This is a genomic window from Paenibacillus sp. ALJ109b, assembly GCF_010747435.1.
In the GTDB taxonomy this organism is placed as follows: Bacteria; Bacillota; Bacilli; order Paenibacillales; family Paenibacillaceae; genus Paenibacillus; species Paenibacillus taichungensis.
The window spans coordinates 100,683-120,864 of record NZ_JAAIFP010000017.1; the positions used below are offsets into that span (position 1 = coordinate 100,683).

General features: G+C 41.7%; 21 protein-coding genes and 2 pseudogenes. 3 read left to right on the forward strand and 20 right to left on the reverse strand.

Annotated elements, in window-relative coordinates:
- Window positions 1–12 precede the first annotated feature (12 nt).
- The 13 genes and pseudogenes from G3352_RS18225 to G3352_RS31720 all read right to left on the reverse strand — a co-directional run.
- On the reverse strand, window positions 13–489 hold the full coding sequence (locus G3352_RS18225) for a hypothetical protein (RefSeq protein ID WP_163758574.1): 477 nt from the start codon (window positions 487–489) through the stop codon (window positions 13–15).
- Complete coding sequence (locus G3352_RS18230) at window positions 489–1,688, reverse strand: WXG100 family type VII secretion target (RefSeq protein ID WP_163758576.1); 1,200 nt, start codon at window positions 1,686–1,688, stop codon at window positions 489–491. Before G3352_RS18230 ends, G3352_RS18225 begins: the two co-directional genes overlap by 1 nt.
- A 190-nt stretch (window positions 1,689–1,878) precedes the next feature.
- Window positions 1,879–2,361 (reverse strand): annotated as a pseudogene (locus G3352_RS18235) (NgoFVII family restriction endonuclease); the annotation flags it as partial.
- Window positions 2,362–2,815: 454 nt separating this feature from the next.
- Window positions 2,816–3,364: a hypothetical protein gene (locus tag G3352_RS18240; RefSeq protein ID WP_163758579.1), complete on the reverse strand. Its 549-nt coding sequence runs from the start codon at window positions 3,362–3,364 to the stop codon at window positions 2,816–2,818.
- Between the two features lie 194 nt (window positions 3,365–3,558).
- Window positions 3,559–4,047 (reverse strand): hypothetical protein, encoded by a 489-nt coding sequence (locus tag G3352_RS18245; RefSeq protein WP_163758581.1) that lies wholly within the window; start codon window positions 4,045–4,047, stop codon window positions 3,559–3,561.
- A gap of 64 nt (window positions 4,048–4,111) precedes the next feature.
- Complete coding sequence (locus G3352_RS18250) at window positions 4,112–4,585, reverse strand: hypothetical protein (protein WP_163758583.1); 474 nt, start codon at window positions 4,583–4,585, stop codon at window positions 4,112–4,114.
- A gap of 55 nt (window positions 4,586–4,640) precedes the next feature.
- Window positions 4,641–5,075 (reverse strand): hypothetical protein, encoded by a 435-nt coding sequence (locus G3352_RS18255; protein ID WP_163758585.1) that lies wholly within the window; start codon window positions 5,073–5,075, stop codon window positions 4,641–4,643.
- A gap of 126 nt (window positions 5,076–5,201) precedes the next feature.
- Window positions 5,202–5,675, reverse strand: coding sequence for a hypothetical protein (locus G3352_RS18260; RefSeq protein ID WP_163758587.1), 474 nt, complete (start codon window positions 5,673–5,675; stop codon window positions 5,202–5,204).
- A gap of 79 nt (window positions 5,676–5,754) precedes the next feature.
- Window positions 5,755–6,225 (reverse strand): hypothetical protein, encoded by a 471-nt coding sequence (locus G3352_RS18265; protein WP_163758589.1) that lies wholly within the window; start codon window positions 6,223–6,225, stop codon window positions 5,755–5,757.
- A gap of 156 nt (window positions 6,226–6,381) precedes the next feature.
- The gene (locus G3352_RS18270) at window positions 6,382–6,711 is read right to left on the reverse strand and encodes a hypothetical protein (protein ID WP_163758591.1); all 330 of its coding nucleotides are present in this window, start codon (window positions 6,709–6,711) and stop codon (window positions 6,382–6,384) included.
- A gap of 188 nt (window positions 6,712–6,899) precedes the next feature.
- A complete protein-coding gene (locus tag G3352_RS18275) occupies window positions 6,900–7,382 on the reverse strand; it encodes a hypothetical protein (protein ID WP_163758592.1) in 483 nt (160 codons plus the stop codon).
- The gene (locus G3352_RS18280; RefSeq protein WP_240343132.1) at window positions 7,383–8,408 is read right to left on the reverse strand and encodes a PDDEXK family nuclease; all 1,026 of its coding nucleotides are present in this window, start codon (window positions 8,406–8,408) and stop codon (window positions 7,383–7,385) included.
- A gap of 17 nt (window positions 8,409–8,425) precedes the next feature.
- Window positions 8,426–8,578: pseudogene (locus G3352_RS31720) on the reverse strand (WXG100 family type VII secretion target); the annotation flags it as partial.
- A 540-nt stretch (window positions 8,579–9,118) separates the two neighbouring features.
- On the opposite strand from G3352_RS31720, the gene G3352_RS18290 reads away from it, so the two are divergent.
- Window positions 9,119–9,520 (forward strand): hypothetical protein, encoded by a 402-nt coding sequence (locus G3352_RS18290; protein WP_163758598.1) that lies wholly within the window; start codon window positions 9,119–9,121, stop codon window positions 9,518–9,520.
- Between the two features lie 151 nt (window positions 9,521–9,671).
- On the opposite strand, the gene G3352_RS18295 is transcribed toward G3352_RS18290, so the two are convergent.
- The 4 genes from G3352_RS18295 to G3352_RS31450 form a co-directional block, all read right to left on the reverse strand.
- A complete protein-coding gene (locus G3352_RS18295) occupies window positions 9,672–10,559 on the reverse strand; it encodes a permease prefix domain 1-containing protein (RefSeq protein ID WP_163758600.1) in 888 nt (295 codons plus the stop codon).
- Window positions 10,546–10,803, reverse strand: a complete 258-nt coding sequence (locus G3352_RS18300) for a helix-turn-helix transcriptional regulator (protein ID WP_163758766.1) — start codon at window positions 10,801–10,803, stop codon at window positions 10,546–10,548. The genes G3352_RS18295 and G3352_RS18300 overlap by 14 nt, the downstream gene beginning before the upstream one ends.
- 107 nt (window positions 10,804–10,910) lie before the next feature.
- Entirely contained in the window at window positions 10,911–11,195 is a 285-nt protein-coding gene (locus G3352_RS18305; protein WP_163758602.1) for a DUF4183 domain-containing protein, read from the reverse strand.
- 82 nt (window positions 11,196–11,277) lie between these two features.
- Window positions 11,278–12,066: a DUF4183 domain-containing protein gene (locus G3352_RS31450; RefSeq protein WP_345940776.1), complete on the reverse strand. Its 789-nt coding sequence runs from the start codon at window positions 12,064–12,066 to the stop codon at window positions 11,278–11,280.
- 800 nt (window positions 12,067–12,866) lie between these two features.
- Between G3352_RS31450 and G3352_RS18315 the strand changes: the two genes are divergently transcribed.
- Window positions 12,867–13,052 carry a hypothetical protein gene (locus G3352_RS18315; protein WP_163758604.1) on the forward strand — a complete coding sequence of 62 codons (186 nt, stop codon included), beginning with the start codon at window positions 12,867–12,869 and terminating at the stop codon, window positions 13,050–13,052.
- Between the two features lie 84 nt (window positions 13,053–13,136).
- Here the strand turns inward: G3352_RS18315 and G3352_RS18320 are convergent, their stop codons facing one another.
- Window positions 13,137–13,610, reverse strand: coding sequence for a DUF4362 domain-containing protein (locus tag G3352_RS18320; protein ID WP_163758606.1), 474 nt, complete (start codon window positions 13,608–13,610; stop codon window positions 13,137–13,139).
- A gap of 195 nt (window positions 13,611–13,805) precedes the next feature.
- On the opposite strand from G3352_RS18320, the gene G3352_RS18325 reads away from it, so the two are divergent.
- Window positions 13,806–15,383: a stalk domain-containing protein gene (locus G3352_RS18325; protein WP_163758608.1), complete on the forward strand. Its 1,578-nt coding sequence runs from the start codon at window positions 13,806–13,808 to the stop codon at window positions 15,381–15,383.
- A 129-nt stretch (window positions 15,384–15,512) separates the two neighbouring features.
- Here G3352_RS18325 and G3352_RS18330 read toward each other — a convergent pair whose 3' ends face one another.
- Complete coding sequence (locus tag G3352_RS18330; RefSeq protein ID WP_163758610.1) at window positions 15,513–16,328, reverse strand: putative phage abortive infection protein; 816 nt, start codon at window positions 16,326–16,328, stop codon at window positions 15,513–15,515.
- A gap of 188 nt (window positions 16,329–16,516) precedes the next feature.
- Entirely contained in the window at window positions 16,517–19,996 is a 3,480-nt protein-coding gene (locus G3352_RS18335; RefSeq protein ID WP_163758612.1) for a glycoside hydrolase family 2 TIM barrel-domain containing protein, read from the reverse strand.
- Window positions 19,997–20,182: the final 186 nt, after the last annotated feature.

A 20,182-nucleotide genomic window follows, 5' to 3' on the forward strand; every position in this document is an offset into this window, starting at 1 on the left:
TTGTTATTTCATTTAAATGATGTCCTTGGGACTCATATAGCACCAGCTATTATTATACGAAGCTTTTATCTTTTTCAGGTCTTCCAAGGTATAAAACCAATCTTCCTCGATCCATACTTTTGCAACCGGGAATTCATTCAAAAATGCAAAAAGGAATTTAAATAATATATCCTCATTACCATCAAAATCTCCAGATACCACTGTTTTGAAATAATCTTCTTCAGAAGAATCCCAATCAAAATTAACAAGTTTATACGGGTATGGTTCATCTGCTATCCCAAAACATAGCTGCCTGTCATAGCTATCTTTCATTGGTACATCGCTAATGCAAAATTCGCAATATTTCAACTTTTCGGTCTCATCAATCTTTTTCAGATCATGACTATGAAATAAACCTTCTCTATTACATAACTCATTTAAGCGGGGTAATAATATATTTATTTCAACACTTTCCCCACTTTTGAATAGAATAACTGCTGATGTCCCCATTATTTCAATACTCCTCCTAAATCGTCTAGTGAATTCACAACGATAACACCCGAGTCTCTTAAATGATTTATATTCTCTTTTACGTATTTATTTGACAAATTGATGGGCTTGTCAATATAGACAATAACTTCCTTCATGTCATGATTGAAAAACTTAGGATTACCTGAATTGATATATTTATCGATCTGTTCCATGTCTAAAGCAGATGTAGACTTCTTTACTTCAATAATTTGTTTACTCGTAACAACATCTAGATCCCCTGCAATCTCATTCTTTGTAACATTGTTTGCTTTCAATGCAAACCCAACTACTTCAATTCTTTGTTGAACATAATCCCCAACCTTCCCCTCAAGGGCTCTACCTGGATTAGGGCTTTTTAACGAACTTTCGATTGCGTTTGGAATATTTTTAGGATTTTGTTCAATCCAGCTAATCTTATTTCCTGATGGATTGGTGAATTCAACTTCTATCCCCTTATTTGTTTTAATCTTTATAGGTTCTTTGAGTGTAGAAGCACTCTCCGCCTTACCCCCACTCGATCCGCCCAGATCACTATGCTTATTCTCTACCGCACGAAATGCCTTTCCAAAGAACGCATAAGCCAGTACCTGACCCGCCATCGAACCACTGTAATAACCCCATCCATCCTGGTCGCCCTGCTTTATCTGTCCTTCCACGAATTGCTCTATGTCAGATCTCGCCGTTCCGTTTCCCCAGGCTGTGTCAAATGCGAACTTAATGCCTCGCCCAACATCGACCACCCTGCCCACCGTCATCGCATATGCCACACTGGCCACCGTGCCGAACGGATCATAGAAGAGCGCTTCCGCCGTCTGGCCCATTCCGGTTATCGTTTCGCCAATAGATTTATCGAGCAGCCCTACAGCGAAATCCCGTTTTAATTCTTCCGGTATGTACAATGCTACCTCGCCTGAGCCATCGGTTGTCCTGAAATTCTTCGCAATAAATATAAACTCATTCTGAATTTTATCCAACAGACCCAATGTAGCCGGGAACACTTCTTTCACCCGCATAAAATCCCAGAAGAAACGCTCTCCCGTCACACCTGACCACTCTGATTGCAACATATAGATTGATTTCTCCAGTTCCCTGACCATTCGCTCCAGTTCCTGTTTCTTTTGCTGAACTAATCGGGCCTTCTCCTCCAACACATCAGGATGTACCTGAATACGTTGCATGTCGTTTCACCGCCAACCTGTTCGTAGTCATTATCCCTAAATTTTAACAAGTGAGCAGAGGGATTGGAATCAAACGGAGGATTCATTTTTTTGGACAGCCCAATCCGGTAGGTGGGATGTATCCATTAGCCAGTTATGTTGCGCAATAGTGCATGTTTAACGCTAAAATACTATGCTTCTCTCTCTTCGAAGAAACCAACCAGTCTATCCTATCGGCAGTCACGATCACCTTTTGCAGTTCCAGTAACATACTTGTTTCGGACTTCGCACCTGTGAATAACGAGCTTTGGGAGCTCGGTGTATCTTGACTTACGATTTTGGTATCCCTGACCGCACGAATGCTGTTCAGTTTGGAATACACATGGGTCAGTACTTCCCCCTGCTCATCCAGTTGCAATTCATTGTACTCTTCTTCCCCAAGCGTGCCTTTCAGGGTAGCAATAATCTCATTACACGTTCTGATCTGTGCCAACACTGCTGTCTTATCTTTTGTCTGTTCCCGTACAATCTTGAGCGCTCGCCGGGTCACGGCCGCCAAATATGTAGACAGCAGCTTACGTGCTTCCTCTGCATCCAGCTTCTCGGTTCCAATGTTATACACATCCGGGTCCAGCGCCGAAATCTCATGTCTGGTGATTGTGTTGATAAGCTGTTCATATATACCTTGTTTCATGAATGTACCTCGTGTGGGTGTAGGATGGTTGTGGATATGTAAGTGATATCATTAGATGCTTGTTATTAGTAAATATGGTCTCTACTCTATTATCGTCCAGCATGGGAGAAAATTCATTATTTGTTTGGTTATAAAAAAAGAGCACTCTCTACCCATTCTGAACGGTTGTAGTGCTACACTTTGGGTGTAAGCTATTATGAAATTAACATTAGTAATCGGCTTCCTGCCCAAAGTAAGTACCCGAATTGAATCGTGACATACATGATGTATTCTATAACCGTTAGTTTCCTTTGCCTTTTGATTTTACGTATCTCTAGAAAGTAAAAGAAGGTACCAATGAGTAAAAGAATCACTGCTAATTCATTAATTTTTTCTAGGATGGATATGCTCCTCATCTCCTTTCATACCAAAGAACCTCTTGAATTTTATTAGACATCAATCACACTCATAAGTATCATTCGTACCTTGGATTCAAAGCATCTCTCCAAACGTCATCATCCACGAAATCAACCTTTTTCTCACTAAAATAAGCTCGGGTCACTTGCTCCAGATCATTCAAGATCTGGGGCCACTCATTCTCGTTAATTTCCTTGGATTCAAAGTCCCCAACAATGTTCAGCCATCGATGATTTAACTGCTGGTACTCCCCGATTCTGCCTTTAAGTTCAGCTTTTACAGGATAACTGGTTATGTCCAGTCTCTCGAACGTCATTCGCATGCGGTGAAGTGTAGGTGGCAAAATAGCATCTTGGCCTAATTCGTTTGTAAATAATGCTGCGGGTTTTACCAGCCAGTTGGCTTCTTCGCTGAAACTTAGATTCATCAAGTTATACTTATCCATAATCTGCGTCATATCTGTAAAGTTGTAATAGAGCTGGCTGCCTTGTTCTCCATCCTCAACCATCTCGTTTGTTATTTTATCATTCGTAAGTATTCGGTTAAATAAAATATCATTATTTATAATCGCACTCTTCATATCAACGATATCTTGTCGTACATTCATCGTTAGGTACTTTTCATACATTCTTTTCTCTTTATAGAGGCTATAAGTTAGAACAAGTAAGATCACAACGGCAATACAACATCCGATTATTAAAAGTCGTTTTTTTAGTATCATCGCCATTTTTCTCCTAAGATTTTATAGTAAGAAGACCTCTACGTTGTTTGGTAGAAGTGCCTTTATGCATTATCTGTAATTCAGTTGTGAGGTTTCGTAAAAACCGAATACTCGATATTTTCAAGAAGTTCTCCATAATGCGTCTGGAGCAATTCAAGGTAAGTTCCGTTGAACGTATACTTTCCGTTTTCAAAGAAAAATATCTCTTCTCCAGAAGTGTGATAGAATACGCCATTTACTTTAAGTGATTCTAATATAGCGAAAGAAATTTCATACATTGTTTTATACCATAATTCATATTGCTGGTTATTCTCCAATTCATAAGATATTGTTTGTTGATAAATAAAATCCTCTTCTTGAAACATTGTTTCATAAGATGCTGCTGGATGATCAGGCGGAAAATTATTATCATAAGCAGTTATTTTCAAACCACCGCTTAGATCAAACTCATGGATGAACAATGAATTGTGTTGTCTGGTTATATAATTCACTTCAAAGTTCTTACTTTCAATTAATTTCTCCAACCATAACGCATCTTGTTTTCCATTCAACCTCAATGAATATTCCATAACCTTTTCGCCTTTACTTTAATTTGTGGAATGTTTAGACTAGTATACTTCCGGATAATTTTCCTTATTGTTTCAGTGCCCTTTCAATATAAGAACAGTTAAGTAAACAAAGTAGGCTTGAAGTTAAGTACTTCACTTGATACTGATTTAAAGAATTATTAACCATCAACTGACCACTTTCCATTCTAAGTAACTGAGCTGAACCATCTTCCAAGAATAATAGATTTCCGTTTATATGTCTTATGAGCTTCCCTATGACTTTAAATAATTTCTCAATACCTTTATAAAAAGTACTCCCATACAATTGAACCCTAATACATACATTAACATCTAAGTTATAATGCTTTTTAACAAAAGCGATATCAGAAATATCCTCTATCTCAAGTGTCAATGAGAAAAAATCAGAACCAATTACAATTTCTTCATCGTTACTATTAAAAGAAGCCGATCCGTTAACAAATTCAGTGGTATATCTTTGTAACAGTTTGCCTAAAGAATTAAGATCTAAATTAGATCGTAGAAATAATTCGTAATCCATTTATTTATCTTCCCCAAACCCGACTTTGTAGCCCACGCAAACTTCTGAGCATCACCTAGATTATATCTCCAACCTGATAACTTAATCCTAATCCATGAAAAGGGAATTTAACTGATCCATTTAGCTTTTTATCATCCACAGTTATTACACTGTTTTTTCTCAATAATATTGGTTTATCATTCAACTCTAGAAGACAGTCTCCATCCATACCATTAATTAATTTTCCAATGAAGACCATTAGCTCGTCTGCCCAATTACTATAAGAAGATATAATATCAATGTAACAACTAAATTTTAATTCAATATTATAATCTTCACTTGCAAACATAGTACCAGGCCCTCCCTCATTAATGGATAGTGTGAACCCGTCGCAAGGGACAGTTAGCATATTATTCTCTTCTATTATTTCAACATTTTGAAATAATTTAGTTAATGAATTCTTTAATTCTCTATATTCAGAGTAACCTCCAAAATAAAAATTACCAAACATATTTTTTCTCCTTTTCTAAGGTTTTAATCTCGTTATCTATCCAATCTAGTTGTTGTGATTTTATAGAAAAAGCACCTCTACTTATGGTCTGGTAGAAGTGCCTGAATCTTAATTATTGTGTTTCACTTAAATGTTTTTTGGATCTATATAGCACCAATTATAATTGTAGGATGCCTTTATCTTTTTCATATCTTCCAAATTGTAAAACCAATCTTCCTCAATCCATACTCTTGCATCGGGGAATTCGCTCAGAAAAGCAAAAAGGAATTTAAATAATAAATCCTCATTATCTTCAAAATCATCAGATACTACTGCTTTAAAATATTCATTTTGCGTATCATCCCAGTCATAAGTAACGGTTTGAAATTCATAAGGTTCATCATATACACTAAAGCTAAGCGTCCTTGAGTAATTCTCCTTGAATGGCGTGTCACTTATATATAGTCGAGTATATTTTAATCCACCTTCGCTATTGTAAGTTTCTTCATCCTTATCAAAGAAAAGTTTCTCTTTTCTACATATGTTCCGAGCAGCACTCGATAAAAGATAAGTCGGCATGCTCTTTCCAAGTCTAAATAGTATAAAAGATGATATACCCATGAATTAAATCTCCCAAATAATTAGATGATACAACTTTTCACTGCTTGTCGGCCATGATCAGGGATGAGCTTTATATCAGCTATTGTATAGATTCATTTTCTATACTCTCAACTTCTAACATCTTTTGTTCAACCCATTGTGTAACCATTTCTGCCTCCTTTAAAGCAATCACTCCCTTTTTACTTTTAAATTTGTAAGTTTCGTAAGCCCAAAGTAATATAATTTTCACAAATTCAACTGTCTCTAATTTACAGATCGGTTCAATTTCATCTTCTTCCTCATCATAAAATGGATCTTCAATTATTGTATAGTCTATACGTGATATAACGCTGGATGCATTTCCTCCATGTCTATATTCGGGTATCCTTCCCCTTAACAAATCAAGATAATTCTCAATATCCTTCTTCAAATCTTCAAATCTCCAAGGTATATCAGATCCTAAGGGATCACTTATCATACTAGCGAACTCTATTGTTTTTTCCTCGTCAAAATCCAATACAACCATATTAAATTCATCCATATATTTCAGTTTATAATTATATTTTATCATCACTAATTTATCTCCAATTCAGTATATTGGGTATGCTGAGATTATCTTATCATTTCTCCTCCGCATCCAACTTCAAAGTCCCAATGTTATACACATCCGGGTCCAACGCCGAAATCTCCTGTCTGGTAATTGTGTTGATAAGCTGTTCATATATGCCTACCCTATAAAAATAACTGCATCCTTACGTTGAAATGCAAGTGGCAGTTTATCTCGAAGTCCTGCTATCTTTTCGAATATTTTATCTTTTTGTTCCTCATTTAAGTTTTCTGCCGCCCATTCTTTTATCAGCATTAGCTCCCCAATGATTAAGGTTACATCTTCCTTCTCTATATCAACACCTGATGGAAAGAGGTCTATCCATTTTAATCCTAATGATTCAACAGCAGGTTGCCAACACTCCTTAAAAAAGGATTTCGTGGCAACTGGAACAAAAAAACTCTTTTCATAATCATTCTGTGGTTCAAGTATTACTGCACTGATAGACATTTACTTAATCCCCCTCCAAAAACCGAACTAAGATAGTCCGGTGGACGGTATGCATTGTTCTTTATACTTGCTTACTAGATTTCATTTCTGTGAGCTAACCTTGTAAAAAGAAACCTATTCCTACTTTTAATCAAGTTGGAATAGGCTTTTTGAAGTTTTTCAAGAATTCATCACATGCATCAGGGTGTTTAGTGTTGGGGATTTTTATAACACCAATCCGGATCAAACGGTAATGATTTAAGTTTTTTCATATCCTCCCAACTGTAAACCCAATTATAACCTCCCAACCAATAATATTGATGGGGATTTAATTTCAAGTATTCATACACAAAACTAAAAAGTAACTTCTCGTTATCATACACATCCTCGATACAACCAACTTGATATAAGGAAAGGGAGGTTTCTAATCCTGAAAATTGTCCATTATTATAAAACTCTAACCCATCGTTCTTAACTCCATCAATGTATATTAAAAATTTATTATCATCCATATCTGGATCCTGCATGATACTGATCGTTGTATACTTGAATTGTTTCTCTTCGGTAAAATACTTTTCATTCCTGTAGTAAAGCATAGCGTCAGAATGAAAAGCTGCTAACATTATGGATGATAGTAAGTTATCTGGTGAATATTTGTCTCTTTCAACTAAAAAAAATGATGAGGTTCCCATTTACTTTAAAACTCCTCTCAATTCTTCATCTGAGTTTACTATAATTGCGCCCATATCCTTAATCTTATTCAATTTTTGTAATTGTTCAGGCGCTAGATTAATTAGTGGCTCTTCAATGTATACAATAACTTTTCTGTTTTCTGAATTCAAAAAATCTTTGTGATCTACATTTGTATATTTTTCAATTTGATCAACTTTTAGAGCGCCAGCAGAAGCTTTCACTTCAATAATTTCATCTTTTGTTAACACATCAAAATCACCGGCTGGTGTTTTATCTTCCCTCTGAACCTTTTGTCCAAAGCCTATAACTTCTTTTTGTTCCGAAACAAGTTTTGCAACTTTTCCTTCTGTTGCTTTACCAATATTGGGACTATCAACAAATGACTTAATATCACGACTAATATTTTTCGGATGTTGATCAACCCAAGTTAATTGATTTCCGGCTGGATTCGTATATTTTGTTTTGTTTCCATCTTTAACTATACTACCAATATACGCATCTGTTCCCTTCCCAGACTCCGGCTTACCTCCACCCGATCCGCCCAGATCGCTATGCTTATTCTCCACCGAACGAAACGCCTTACCAACGAAAGCATAGGCCAACACTTGACCCATCACGGAGCCACTGTAATAACCGAGCCCGTTCTCATCCACCTGTTTCTTCTGCTCTTCTACAAATTGCTCTACATCCGACCTGGCCGTTCCGTTTCCCCAGGCTGTGTCAAATGCGAACTTAATGCCTCGCCCAACATCGACCACCCTGCCCACCGTCATCGCATATGCCACACTGGCCACCGTGCCGAACGGATCATAGAAGAGTGCCTCCGCCGTCTGACCCATTCCAGTTACGGTCTCTCCAATCGACTTGTCGAGCAGCCCTACACCGAAATTCCGTTTCAGTTCTTCTGAGATATACAGAGCAACCTCACCAGAGCCATCCGTTGTCCTGAAATTTTTTGCAATAAACGTAAATTCATTCTGTATGTCGTCCAGCAGCCCGAGTGTGGTCTGGAGCACTTCCTCCACCTGCATAAAATCCCAAAAGAAACGTTCCCCGTCACACCCGACCAATCCGATTGCAAAAAGTAGATGGATTTCTCCAGCTCTCGGACCATTCGCTCCAGTTCCTGTTTCTTTTGCTGGACAAGCCGTGCTTTTTCCTCCAACACATCAGGATGTACCTGAATACGTTGCATGTCGTTTCACCGCCAACCTGTTCGTAGTCACTATCCCTAAATTTTAACAAGTCAGAAAGGGAATTGGAATCAAACGGAGGATTCATTTTCTCAGAAGTTATCCGGTCGTTGGGCAACATCCCTCAGGCAGCTCTTTTGCGCATTAGTGCATGTTCAGCATCCCTTGAATACCACGTCTATGAAGCCGAATTCAACTTCCTTCTTGCAATCCATTTCCCTCATAACATCAATAACACAAGTACTAGTACACCCATAATAGAGACTGAGCATCATCATATGAACCAATGTATACAAGGTAGAAAAGACAAACGGGAGATGGGTTTGTAACTATTTTTACTACCAGAGCGTGTCCCGGCTTTGTTTCAATATTTCTTCCCGATGTTCGACAAATAGTAACTCCCCCCTTCATGACATTCACTACTCGTATAGTGAGGAGATGAAGATACAGAAGAAGTCCATTTCTTCTTGTTTTCCTATGATCCCAATCAAAATGAATTTAATAACATACTATAAACTATCACTTATAGGAGGTTGATATATATGACATTAGTAAAATATTCTACTGGTCCAGTTGAAAATGCTATTAATACTTCAACAGTTCCCGGAGAGTCCAGAACTTTTTTCGCGAAGGCAGTTAATAATGGAAGTAGCAATGCTACGGTACGTGTTCGATTATTCCGTTTGAATGGAGCAAAAGCTCTGGTTAGCACATTTACTTTCACTCTTGCACCAGGCTCTTCTAGCTTCCGGATTCTGGATGTTGCTAATTTGGTTCAATTTGAAGTTGAGTATACTACAAACAGCAAACATGTCCTTGTGTCAGGATGGGGTAAAAACGCAACTGGCCGACTGGTTGCAGCTCATCGCTTTTCGCCTACAGAATTGGCTAAGAAAAGTTTCGGCAAGCACTCTAAGCATCATAAACATTATAAAAAGCATTAATAATAATCAGTAGATTGGAGATCCACCTGCTTCTACAGAGGTGGGTCTTTTGGGTTTATGTTTCAGATTTTGCCGACCTTCTATTATTTGTATTAAAGCTCTCTTGTTTTATCGATACATAAATCCAAAAAAGCCGCCATATAGGCGACTATCAAGCTAAGTTCAACTGCCTTTTCCCACTCCATTTCCCCCAGAGCATCAATAATACAAGCACTAATGCACCCATAACCAAATTAAGCCCCATCTCCATCCAACGCTGCACATTACCATTCATGAAAACGCCATACCCCTGAGTTACCGAGGAACTAAACTGCTCTGACGTAAAGAATGTGTAATAAAGAGTGAACATCATCATATGAACCAATGTATACATGGTGGAAAAGACAAACGGGAGTATCGATATGTACCGATTTTTACTTATGGCAAAAATGATGAGCGTCTGTGTGAACAGGAACAAATCGCCGATCAACATGACTTCAACCCGACCGGAAATATCATATGAACCACTGAAAAATAACTTTTCAAACATAGTGAACGATAATCCCTCACCCCAATAATCAACGAAGATTTGAAAGTAGGCTTGCAGATATCCTAAGGCAAATAACAGTGGCAGAGATAGCAGACAAAGTCGATCCACTCGTTTACGCGTTAAACATATACAGATACTTAATGCACTCACGGTAATCAAAACAATCGGCATGATCTCGATATATCGGTTATGTACACCGTATTGGTTGGCTGCGAGTCCACCTACGAGTGTCACTATGAAAAGGATAAAACTTGCCAGAGCACAGCCAATGATCGTCCTCATATTGAATCCATATGTTTCTTTGGTTACCGTTCTGCGTAGTTCTGAGATAGAGCCAAATCGTTGGATGCTGCGTTCAATAGCCTGTTCTTCAGAATATCCCTGACTTCTATAGTGATCGGTAGACGAATGGAGATGAGCGGCCATTTCTTCTCTCCACTCGGACTTTTCCCGTTTGGTTAAAAACGTATTCCGTAGTACTTGATCTAAATATCGCTCAATGATTTCCATGAAGACTCCCTCCCAAGAAAATATTAATGATCTTTATGTTATCCGCCCAAGATGTTCTCAACTTGTCGAGCTGAGTCTGACCCTCAGAGGTCATTCGGTAATATCGTCGCCGTGGTCCTCCAATTTGCTCCCCCCAATAGCCCTCAATGTACCCATTAGCCTCCATTCGTTTGAGGGCGGGATATAACGTGCCTTCTTTCAGATCAAACTGACCATTCGTCTCGTCATGCACCGTTTTGGATATTTCATAATACCCTTTAGAGTCGACTGGTCACTTGTACAAAAAAAGATCGGCTCCTATCACAGATAGAAGCCGAACAAGATAATGATGCAGCATGATTCAGGTAAGCGTTAAGACACTACAAATTGTACAACAACTGGAATTCCATCATTCAGTGCGTCTCCACCAGGAATCGTAATTGTAGTGGTTGTAACGGTAGAAGTATCTGCTGTCTGCATAATGCCGTTAATATAAAGATTGTAATAATTGAACGTGCCTGGAAATGCCGTTGCAGCTGTACCTGCGTCGTTTGTAAAAGCAGTCGCAGCAATCGCAAACGTCGCTCCGGTACCTGTTCCATCGCCAATGGTTGCAGCAAATCTTAAACTGTTCTGAAAGGGTGTCACGAGTGGCATGTTTCTCACCTCCTACCTGACATAGTATATGTGGTAGATTCGAGAGTAGTGAAGGCAAAGTCACGAGGTGGTTTGACCAATTTTAACCATTTATTATATTTGCTGTTAGTTGGATAGTCTCCAATATGATCGGCGTTTCTGCAAAGAGTACTCCACCTTGGGAAGGAAAAAACAGCATAACCTTACTTACGTCATATGAGTTGCCCGGCTGGACGATCCCGTTGATATAAAGATTGTAGTAACTGGTAAGTCCTATTCCTGCAAATTCAGATACACTCCCACCTTCGTCATTCACGAATTCCCCCACAGGAATCGTAACCGAGTCCGATAAATTCAGATCGGTGTCTGGGAAATAGAAGTAACGGTTTACCGTAGGAATAATCTCAATTCCCGGTATGCTGCCCGGCGGACCCTGCTCACCTGGGGGGCCCGTTGGTCCTTGTGCTCCGGGAATTCCAGGGGAACCCTGCTCGCCTTGGGGGCCAGCGGGGCCTTGCGCTCCGGTTAAACCCGGTTCGCCTTGCCCACCCTGCGGGCCGACGGGCCCTTGAGCTCCTGCAAGACCCGGTTCGCCTGGCTCACCCTGCGGGCCGACGGGCCCTTGAGCTCCAGCAAGACCCGCTTCGCCTCGCTCGCCCTGGGGACCGACGGGACCTTGCGCTCCTGCAAGACCCGGTTCACCTGGCTCGCCGCGAAGGCCGGCAGGGCCGGGCACTCCAGGCAAACCTTGCTCGCCGTGAGTACCAGCAGGACCTTGCGCTCCAAGCTGGCCAGGCACACCGTGGGGGCCAACAGGGCCTTGGGCACCTTGCTCCCCTACCAGACCTTGCATTCCATGAGGTCCGACAGTCTGCGTTTCATGTTGTCTCACCGGAGCCAGCCGGGGCCTGGGCTCCCGGCATGCTGGGTTGACGCCGACATCTCTCGGCAAAACAATGATTTTTTTATTACAGATCAATTTCTGTTGTTGAAATGGACGCTTCAGTGAGCGCCGTTTTCTCCGACGGGTTTTACGGATACGAGAGCATGTTCTTAGTTCCCCTGAGGATTTTTTTCTACATTTCGGTGTTGAACGTCTGGATCTTAATCGTTTGGGCGCAGCTCTTCTCTTATTCAGATACTTCAAAACGTTCACTCTCCTTAGGCCAAAACACACAGTGTATATGCCCTATTCTATGTCCTCAATACATTCGGAGAGTGTGCGAATAACTATGAAGGATGCCCAATAAAAAAAGACAACAGCTTCTGCTGCAGTCCTTTGTCTTGGCCTATACTTTCATGGTTTGCTCATCAACATACTTTTCATACCAATTGTTTAGTGGGAAATGTGAGAACTTTAGAAGTTGCGCTACATTTGTAAATGCAGGCGACATAGGCTTCAGCTGTTCCGCTTTATAAAACTGAGCCGTTCTAAATCCTTACTAGGATCGTATATGCTGAACGATTTCTTCAGGTTTATGTGTCTCCAATGTAATCTGACCTTTCTCGAAGAGGATCATATACGGGTATGTTTTTAGATCAAAAATCTTCTCATAATTAAACTTCTGATCATCACGAATATTATAAAAAGTCAAGTTGGTGATTGGACCACTCCAATATATGATATAATTGGGTATTAATTATAAATCAAATATTATCAGATAAGTTTTATCTCTGAAAGGAGCACGCACAGTGAACAAAAAGAATATCATCTTGGCTATCATTCTGGGTCTTATCATTTTGGCGCTTCCACTCATACTTTATTTTTTTGTTACGGTGAATGAAGAATCCGCACCACATGAATCGAATATCCCAACTCAAACCAAAACCGTAGATGGGCTTACTATCACTTTGCGGAATGCTACCTATCCCATTTGAACTGGAACTTACGAGAGTTAATTCACGATCACAGTTTTTAGGTTCATGGCATTTATTAAGATTTTGCGTGTGGATACATCTCATTTAGAACTTCGGAATCGAAAAGGCATCCCCTTCATTCTCACACCCGACTAAAACGTAAAACGCACGCCCCTCTTCACTCTTCATCGTACCGATCCCTTTGCAGGTGTTGGTCGTCCTCCCTTGTTTGGAGCCATAGGCATCCCTTGAGTTATCATAAGTCGATTGAATGGCTTTGCCATCGTAAATCAATTCATGGATGATGGCTCCGCCTTCAATCGTATACATCGTCACACGAACTTGATCCTGCTGTTTGTTCTTCACATTCTTCACAAATGTTTTCCACTTATCCTTGTTTCGCATGCCCCCATGAAGCACAACCACATCCCCGCTTTGCTCCGCTTGCTCAGGGTTATGCGGCTCCATAATTTCAGGAAATGACGTGGTGCTCACTGGAGAATCCACTGTCTGATCATTTGTTTCACAGGCTGTTAACAGGATGAACACTAACCATATGATCGGCATCCTTTTTCGCATTCTATCACCTCATATTTATAACGTTGAAGACTCCGTACATGTTACCTATTTACTGTTAGATCATACTTCAACCACATTCCGTACCCTTCGATCCAAAGGGAATTTTTCAATATGTATGTAACTTCAACCCTCCATAAGGTGTCTATATAGCAAGCATCATTCACGTCCATCTCATCCGAAAAAGAGGCGATATCCATGCGTTCGGTTAACCCATCCGATGACATAGCAAAAGAAAAACGACGTCCCACTTCACGTTTGAATCATAGACCTAATAGTAAAAGTAAATCGTCCCGACGATTCGCCATTGCAATGGCTACAGCACTAGTTGCGTCCAGCTTGTTGTTGGAGCTGACAGCTGAGCCAATTACTCACGCAGCCACTAACGTACAGCATTCCGCCAGTAACACTTCTGTTCAATCGAATGCAGCAAACACAGAGAAGAAACTCCACTATACCGCTGTAGAGGGGGCTTATTATTACACAGTCGCCTTGAGAAGTGATGGTTCGGTCTGGACTTGGGGCCGCAATCTGTTGGGAGAGCTGGGTGTGAGCGAGAACATTCGATATCGTCATACATTTAGTCCCATCCGCGTACCGGAACTATCTAATGTAATAGCTATTTCAGCCGCCGGTGGTGGAATCAACGCAGCCGTTCAGGCGGATGGAACGGTCTGGGAGTGGGGTGCTGGCAAACTACCAAGCAAAGTCGAAAGCATCAACTCTGCGAAGGATGTAGTGACTGGTTCTTTTACCGTCGCCCTTCTCCAGAACGGGACAGTATGGTCATGGCAGCGCCCTACCGCTCAAGGAAGCGATTCTGATCTCATACGTAAACCGCATGCGATTAGCGGACTGAAAGATGTTATCCAGGTTGGATCCGCAGGTCTGCATGGATATGCTTTGAAGAAAGATGGCACCGTATGGACGTGGAACGAGCCCGACGAATCCGGAAGTGTCCTGTCCAAACCTACCAAGATAAAAGGTCTGACCAACATATCTTCGATCACAAGAACAGATACGTCCCTGCTTGCACTGGATAAGAACGGGAAAGTCTGGGGTTTGGACGAGACAGGGAAAGCATTCGCTTTTGATTACGACTTCAAGGTGAAAAAGATGGATGGAAATTCGCAATATATGTTATTACTTACGACATCCGGTGAGGTGTACAGCTACGGAAGAAGCGTGAACGGCAAAGAAGGAAAAGTAAACCATCTATCCGGCATTACCGATATTTCAGCAGGATATTACCACAGTCTTGCCTTATCCTCGGATGGAACCGTCTGGGGTTGGGGAAGTGATAAGTACGAGGAAGCGGGTGCACCTGCAACGTCATCTGGAGGAATGGTCTACAAACCCGTTCAAGCCAAAATTGGCACAGATGTATATCTGAACGGTGAGCTGTTCCAGTCGATGTATGCCGCTGTTGAAACGCCTAAGACCGTGCAACTGCCAATCAAAGCCATCGCCACAGCACTTGGAGCAAAATTTGAGATTCATCAGGTGGAAGGTAGCCTGAACCACTATACGTTGAATTATGACAATCGGACAATCACAATCCTACCTAACGAGACACAGTATGTTATAACCTCCGCCGATTCCTCTGGGGAGCGAGTCGTGCAGATACCTGAACCCATAAATAACTACTCGGGAGCAACTACAGTGCCTTTTGAGGTATTGCGTGGTTTGGGATTGAACGTGTCCTGGGATTCAGAGAAAGCTATGCTGACCATTGACGATTCTGATAAGAAAGATTCAGGAAGCTTAACAAGATAAAAAAGTCCATTTCTTTCTAAAAGCATGCTTCTTGTGACTTCTACATTTTCTATTAATTAGATGAAAGAACTTCGTAAAGAATCTAATCTAAATAAAAAAGAGTGACGGTTATCCGTCACTCTTCAATAACTAAGAAGTCATCCACTCATAATGATGCCGAGCGAAATGATTTAATTCACTTATATCAGTAAATTTCTCCAAAAATAATCTCGTCTCACTCTTGTATCCCAATGTATAGAAAATCAGAAATCGTTCGTCCTCTGATAATTGTGAGAGAGCAATACGGGTATAATTTGAATCTCTCAAATCTTCTTCTGTGTTCAGACCATGCTGCTCAATCAATTCAAGTATACAATAATAGTTATTAAGGTAATGTTTAATATGCCGACCTTTAAGGCTAAGAAAATCTTCTATTGTTTTATTCAAATCACGCTTATGATTAGCACGTTTCAATTCATCATAGAGAAACTCTCGTAGTTTCTCTATGGCTCTTCTTCCCTCATAAGGTTTATCATTCATTGATGCAATTAAATTGTGATGGAGCTCGATCATTTTAAAAAAAGTGTTTTCAAAACTTTGCTGAATCATTACATTTTTTTGTTGTTCTAATTGATCACCGTTACGAGCCACTTCCAGACGTTGCATCTCCAACTCTTTTCTTTGTAAACTCAACTCATATCTCTGAATGAAAAGAGTGTACACTAATCCTCCAAAAGCAAAAGCAGAGAAAAGTGCATTGATCGCTCCAAACATATCGCCAAATGTTCCCCTGTCGCTCCAATCCGAGAATGCATAATAAATAATTACTCCTGATAGACACCAGATAACCAAAAATCCTAATAAAATTGCTTTAAAGTTCACAATAACATTCGGCTTGTCTTGTTTTTTAATTGAATCCAAATCTTCTAACATAAACTTTCTAACACTAGACTTAAGACGATTCATATGTATATTTTCTCCTTTAGGTAACTTTCTCAGGAAAATTATACATAACAACAAGCAATGTGACCATCCTGAACAAAAGAGATTTAAAAAATCCCCTTCAGGTAAATATCCTGTTCTTAAAGAACACCGTTTACTTGAAGAGGATTCATATAAATCATCTCTATGCCTGAACTACTATATCTGGCGTCCTACTTCTCGAACCGGAACCAGCCAAAGTCAAACTGACTGCCCGGCAGGAAAATAAAGGTCACCTTCTGCACATCTTTAACCTGCTCAAGCTCAAACTCCCGCTCCTCATATCCATCGGACTGTGTGAATTCGACCAGTTGATTGCTCTGTCCGTCCTCACCTGCAAAGCGGATATGAATCGTGTTTTTATCAATCGGCGAAAGGCCATAAATCACAAGCTTGGATGCGCCTTCTGCTGTGAAGTCCATATTTTCAAACTCCAGCGACACATTGTTCCCAATCCCCTCGACATGATCACCCTGGATCTTGAACGTATCCCCGTAGAGATGATCGCATGATGCAGCCGTATTCTGTTCAAATGCCCGGCTTTGGCGCTCGAATGAGAAGCCTTTGATATGAATCTTTTGCTTCAGTACAAAACAGATCGACGTAATCCCGCTCAGCCGCTTGGACAGTTGATACGTCTCTTCCTGATACACATTCCATCTGGATTCTTTGTCATACACCACATCTGCCAGCAGTGTACTTCCCTCTTCATCCGGCATACCTTCCCAGATCTGAATGAAGTACTCTTCACTGGACAACGCAAAGATTGGAATCGTAATGGTATCGGAGCCGTACGGCCCGAAGTCGATATTGCGGAAGCCCACATGTGTCTCCCCGTCCCGGCTTGTCGCTACCCCACGTTCATTGCCGTTACCGACATCCCCTTTGGTGTAATCGTACAGCCCGCCAGTAATAAATCCGTATGGATCTTTGTAAGCCGTACCCAGACCTGTTGCTTTGAACTCCAGTTGGGAGATCAGTTTCGTTTTATCCGTACCGTTACTGCTCGTCGCACGAAGACGGAATTCTCCATCGCCCAGAGCGGATACGTTGACTTCCAGACCGTTGGCTTCGACCTTGGCAATGTTGGATTCGATACCTGCGTCGTTCACAACTGCCCACTCAATATCCCGATAGGATGTGTTCTCCGGATACAGCTTGGCGCTCACCGTCATCTGCTGTTTCGATGGATCGAATAGCTGTCCATCTTCGCTGATAATCTCGATTTTCCGCAAAGGAATCTCCTTCGCGCGGCCCGTCAGAACCGGACGTTCCGTATTACTCATAAGTACGGTTTGCTCCTGTCCTGCTGCGGCACCGGAATCACCTAAGGTACGATCTCCTGCGCCTGCAACAGCTCGTGATTCGAACTCGGCAGCTGCACTTTCCAATCCTTCCGATGTCACCTCGATCCGTACCGTTCCCGATTCGTTCGTTGCCCCGATGATTGCCATCAGCTTGCCGCTGAACAGCCTTCTGCTCAGTCCTTTGTATGGATCATAGTCCGTGCTGTCCCCGTTATCGAGACCCAACAGACGACCTGCACCTGTCACTTGGACCTGCACACGGTTGTTTGCATTTTGCACGGGATTGCCCGCTTCATCTTCCACTTGAATTTCCACGAAAATAAGATCTGTACCGTCTGCTTGCAGCTGCTCCCGATCGGCTTGCAGACGAATCTTCTTCGCATCTGCATAGGATCGTTGCACATCCGTTGCAATAACGTTGCCGTGTTCATCATAAGCGATCGCTTTGAGCTCGCCTTCTTCATATGGCACTTTCCACCAGCCTGCCAACTGGGTTCCCTTTACATGGTCGATATCATACGTGCCGATTGTCTTGCCATTCAGCTGCAATTCAATCTTCGGCGCATTACTGCACACGCGTACATCAATCAGCTGACCCGGGCTGAAATCCCAGTAAGGGAACAGGTGAACCATTGGATTTTTCTTATAATCCGTCCAGGCTGCTTGGTAGATATAGTAGGAATCTTTCGGGAACGTTGCTGTATCCAGCTGTCCAAAATACGAATTCTTCGTATGATACGGTGTTGGTTCTCCAATATAATCGAATCCCGTCCACAGGAACTGCCCCAAGGAATACGGCGTATCTCGTTCTGCCAAAATGCAATATTCTGCGGACTTCGCGCCCCAGCTTGTTGTACTGTTACCCAAAGCCGAGCACTGCTCATCATCATCTGCCAGTATGGATTGCTCGAACGGGAAGTGATAGATCCCACGGCTCTGCACCACAGACGACGTTTCACTACCATAGATAATCCAGTCCGGATGTTCTTCGTGATGTTTGTCGTAGTATTTCTCCGCGTAGTTATAACCTGCGAGCTTCACGATGTCTGCACATTTTTGTGCGTTTTCCCATGGCATGTAGTTCGAACCGATCGTCACGCCTGCATTCCCTTTTGGATCGAATTCCAGTACATAATCCATCAGCATCCGGGTTACTTCCTGCCCCCGCTCATCCGCATGGGTATCATAAATTTCGTTGCCGATACTCCACATGATCAGACTTGCATGGTTACGGTCACGCTTCACCCAGCTCTTCACATCAGTATGTGCCCATTCCGGGAAAAATCTCGCATAGTCGTAAGGGGTCTTGGCTCTCTCCCACATATCGAACGCTTCCGAAACGATCAGCATACCCATCTCATCCGCAAGTTCCATGAACTCTTTGGCAGGCATGTTATGAGCGGTCCGGATGGCGTTAACGCCCATTTCCTTTAACAGCACAAATCTTCTGCGCAGCGCAGTTAGGTTAAAAGCAGCCCCCAGCGCCCCAAGATCATGGTGTTCACACACGCCGTTCAGCTTCATCTTGACCCCATTCAGGTGGAATCCTTCGTTTGCATCCAGCTTGATATCCCTGAAACCAATTCGCTGTGTAATGGACTCGATCGTCTCATAGCCCTGCTCACCTGTAGCTACTTGCAGTTCCGTTACCAGATCATACAGATTCGGTTCATCCGGGCTCCATAACTTCGGAAGATCGACCGTCAGCTGTTGGCTGTTGGACTGTATCTGTCCATGTCCAGCGTCTTTACCCGCTGTAGCCGTAACGTCCGCTTTGCTGGATACGATCTGATTACCCTGATACCAAATCGTGTGCACAAGTTGTGCGTTCTGATTGAGACTTAGCTCCATATCCACCTCAACCTGCCAGCCTTCTGGCTGCTGCTGAATCGATACATAGATACCGTCTGTGACGATATGATTCCGATCTCTCGTTTTGAGCCACACATTGCGATAAATTCCGGCCCCGGAATACCATCTGCTGTTGGGACTCTGATGCACAACTTTGACTACAATTTCGTTGTCACCTTCCACCAAAGCGCTCGTGATCTCATGCTCAAAAGCCGAATAGCCATACTTCCATTCCCCAACAAGTTGACCGTTTACATATACGGAAGAATCCATGTACACCCCGTCAAAACAAAGCAGAAGCTGCTTCTCATCCTTCGTATATGGGAATGTCTTGCGATACCATCCGATGCTGTCCTCATACAGTTCAAGCGTATTATAGATCAGCCAATCATGTGGAAGCTCGACCGGTTCAAACGTTAACCCTGCAGGCTCCGTAACCTCCAGCTTACTTTTCGCAAATTGCCATCCATCCGTAAAAAGCTTTTTCTGATTCATCTCAGCTCTCACTTTCTGTGTGTATTATGATTGCGGTTACAAACAAAAATAGAACAATTACCGAAAACCTTTTCGAAAATAACTTGGTGAGACAATAACACTTCACCCGATTATACCATCTGACCGCCTCAATACGTCACTTTTTGAGCAGATTGAAGAAAAAAAAGTCCCGCTTTAGATATCTTA

What these genes read in the sequence shown, in the direction of transcription:
- G3352_RS18225 (WP_163758574.1), bottom strand. Translation starts at nt 489, where the DNA reads ATGGGGACATCAGCAGTTATTCTATTCAAAAGTGGGGAAAGTGTTGAA.
- G3352_RS18230 (WP_163758576.1), bottom strand. Translation starts at nt 1,688, where the DNA reads ATGCAACGTATTCAGGTACATCCTGATGTGTTGGAGGAGAAGGCCCGA.
- G3352_RS18240 (WP_163758579.1), bottom strand. Translation starts at nt 3,364, where the DNA reads ATGAATGTACGACAAGATATCGTTGATATGAAGAGTGCGATTATAAAT.
- G3352_RS18245 (WP_163758581.1), bottom strand. Translation starts at nt 4,047, where the DNA reads ATGGAATATTCATTGAGGTTGAATGGAAAACAAGATGCGTTATGGTTG.
- G3352_RS18250 (WP_163758583.1), bottom strand. Translation starts at nt 4,585, where the DNA reads ATGGATTACGAATTATTTCTACGATCTAATTTAGATCTTAATTCTTTA.
- G3352_RS18255 (WP_163758585.1), bottom strand. Translation starts at nt 5,075, where the DNA reads ATGTTTGGTAATTTTTATTTTGGAGGTTACTCTGAATATAGAGAATTA.
- G3352_RS18260 (WP_163758587.1), bottom strand. Translation starts at nt 5,675, where the DNA reads ATGGGTATATCATCTTTTATACTATTTAGACTTGGAAAGAGCATGCCG.
- G3352_RS18265 (WP_163758589.1), bottom strand. Translation starts at nt 6,225, where the DNA reads ATGATAAAATATAATTATAAACTGAAATATATGGATGAATTTAATATG.
- G3352_RS18270 (WP_163758591.1), bottom strand. Translation starts at nt 6,711, where the DNA reads ATGTCTATCAGTGCAGTAATACTTGAACCACAGAATGATTATGAAAAG.
- G3352_RS18275 (WP_163758592.1), bottom strand. Translation starts at nt 7,382, where the DNA reads ATGGGAACCTCATCATTTTTTTTAGTTGAAAGAGACAAATATTCACCA.
- G3352_RS18290 (WP_163758598.1), top strand. Translation starts at nt 9,119, where the DNA reads ATGACATTAGTAAAATATTCTACTGGTCCAGTTGAAAATGCTATTAAT.
- G3352_RS18295 (WP_163758600.1), bottom strand. Translation starts at nt 10,559, where the DNA reads ATGGAAATCATTGAGCGATATTTAGATCAAGTACTACGGAATACGTTT.
- G3352_RS18305 (WP_163758602.1), bottom strand. Translation starts at nt 11,195, where the DNA reads ATGCCACTCGTGACACCCTTTCAGAACAGTTTAAGATTTGCTGCAACC.
- G3352_RS18320 (WP_163758606.1), bottom strand. Translation starts at nt 13,610, where the DNA reads ATGCGAAAAAGGATGCCGATCATATGGTTAGTGTTCATCCTGTTAACA.
- G3352_RS18325 (WP_163758608.1), top strand. Translation starts at nt 13,806, where the DNA reads ATGCGTTCGGTTAACCCATCCGATGACATAGCAAAAGAAAAACGACGT.
- G3352_RS18330 (WP_163758610.1), bottom strand. Translation starts at nt 16,328, where the DNA reads ATGAATCGTCTTAAGTCTAGTGTTAGAAAGTTTATGTTAGAAGATTTG.
- G3352_RS18335 (WP_163758612.1), bottom strand. Translation starts at nt 19,996, where the DNA reads ATGAATCAGAAAAAGCTTTTTACGGATGGATGGCAATTTGCGAAAAGT.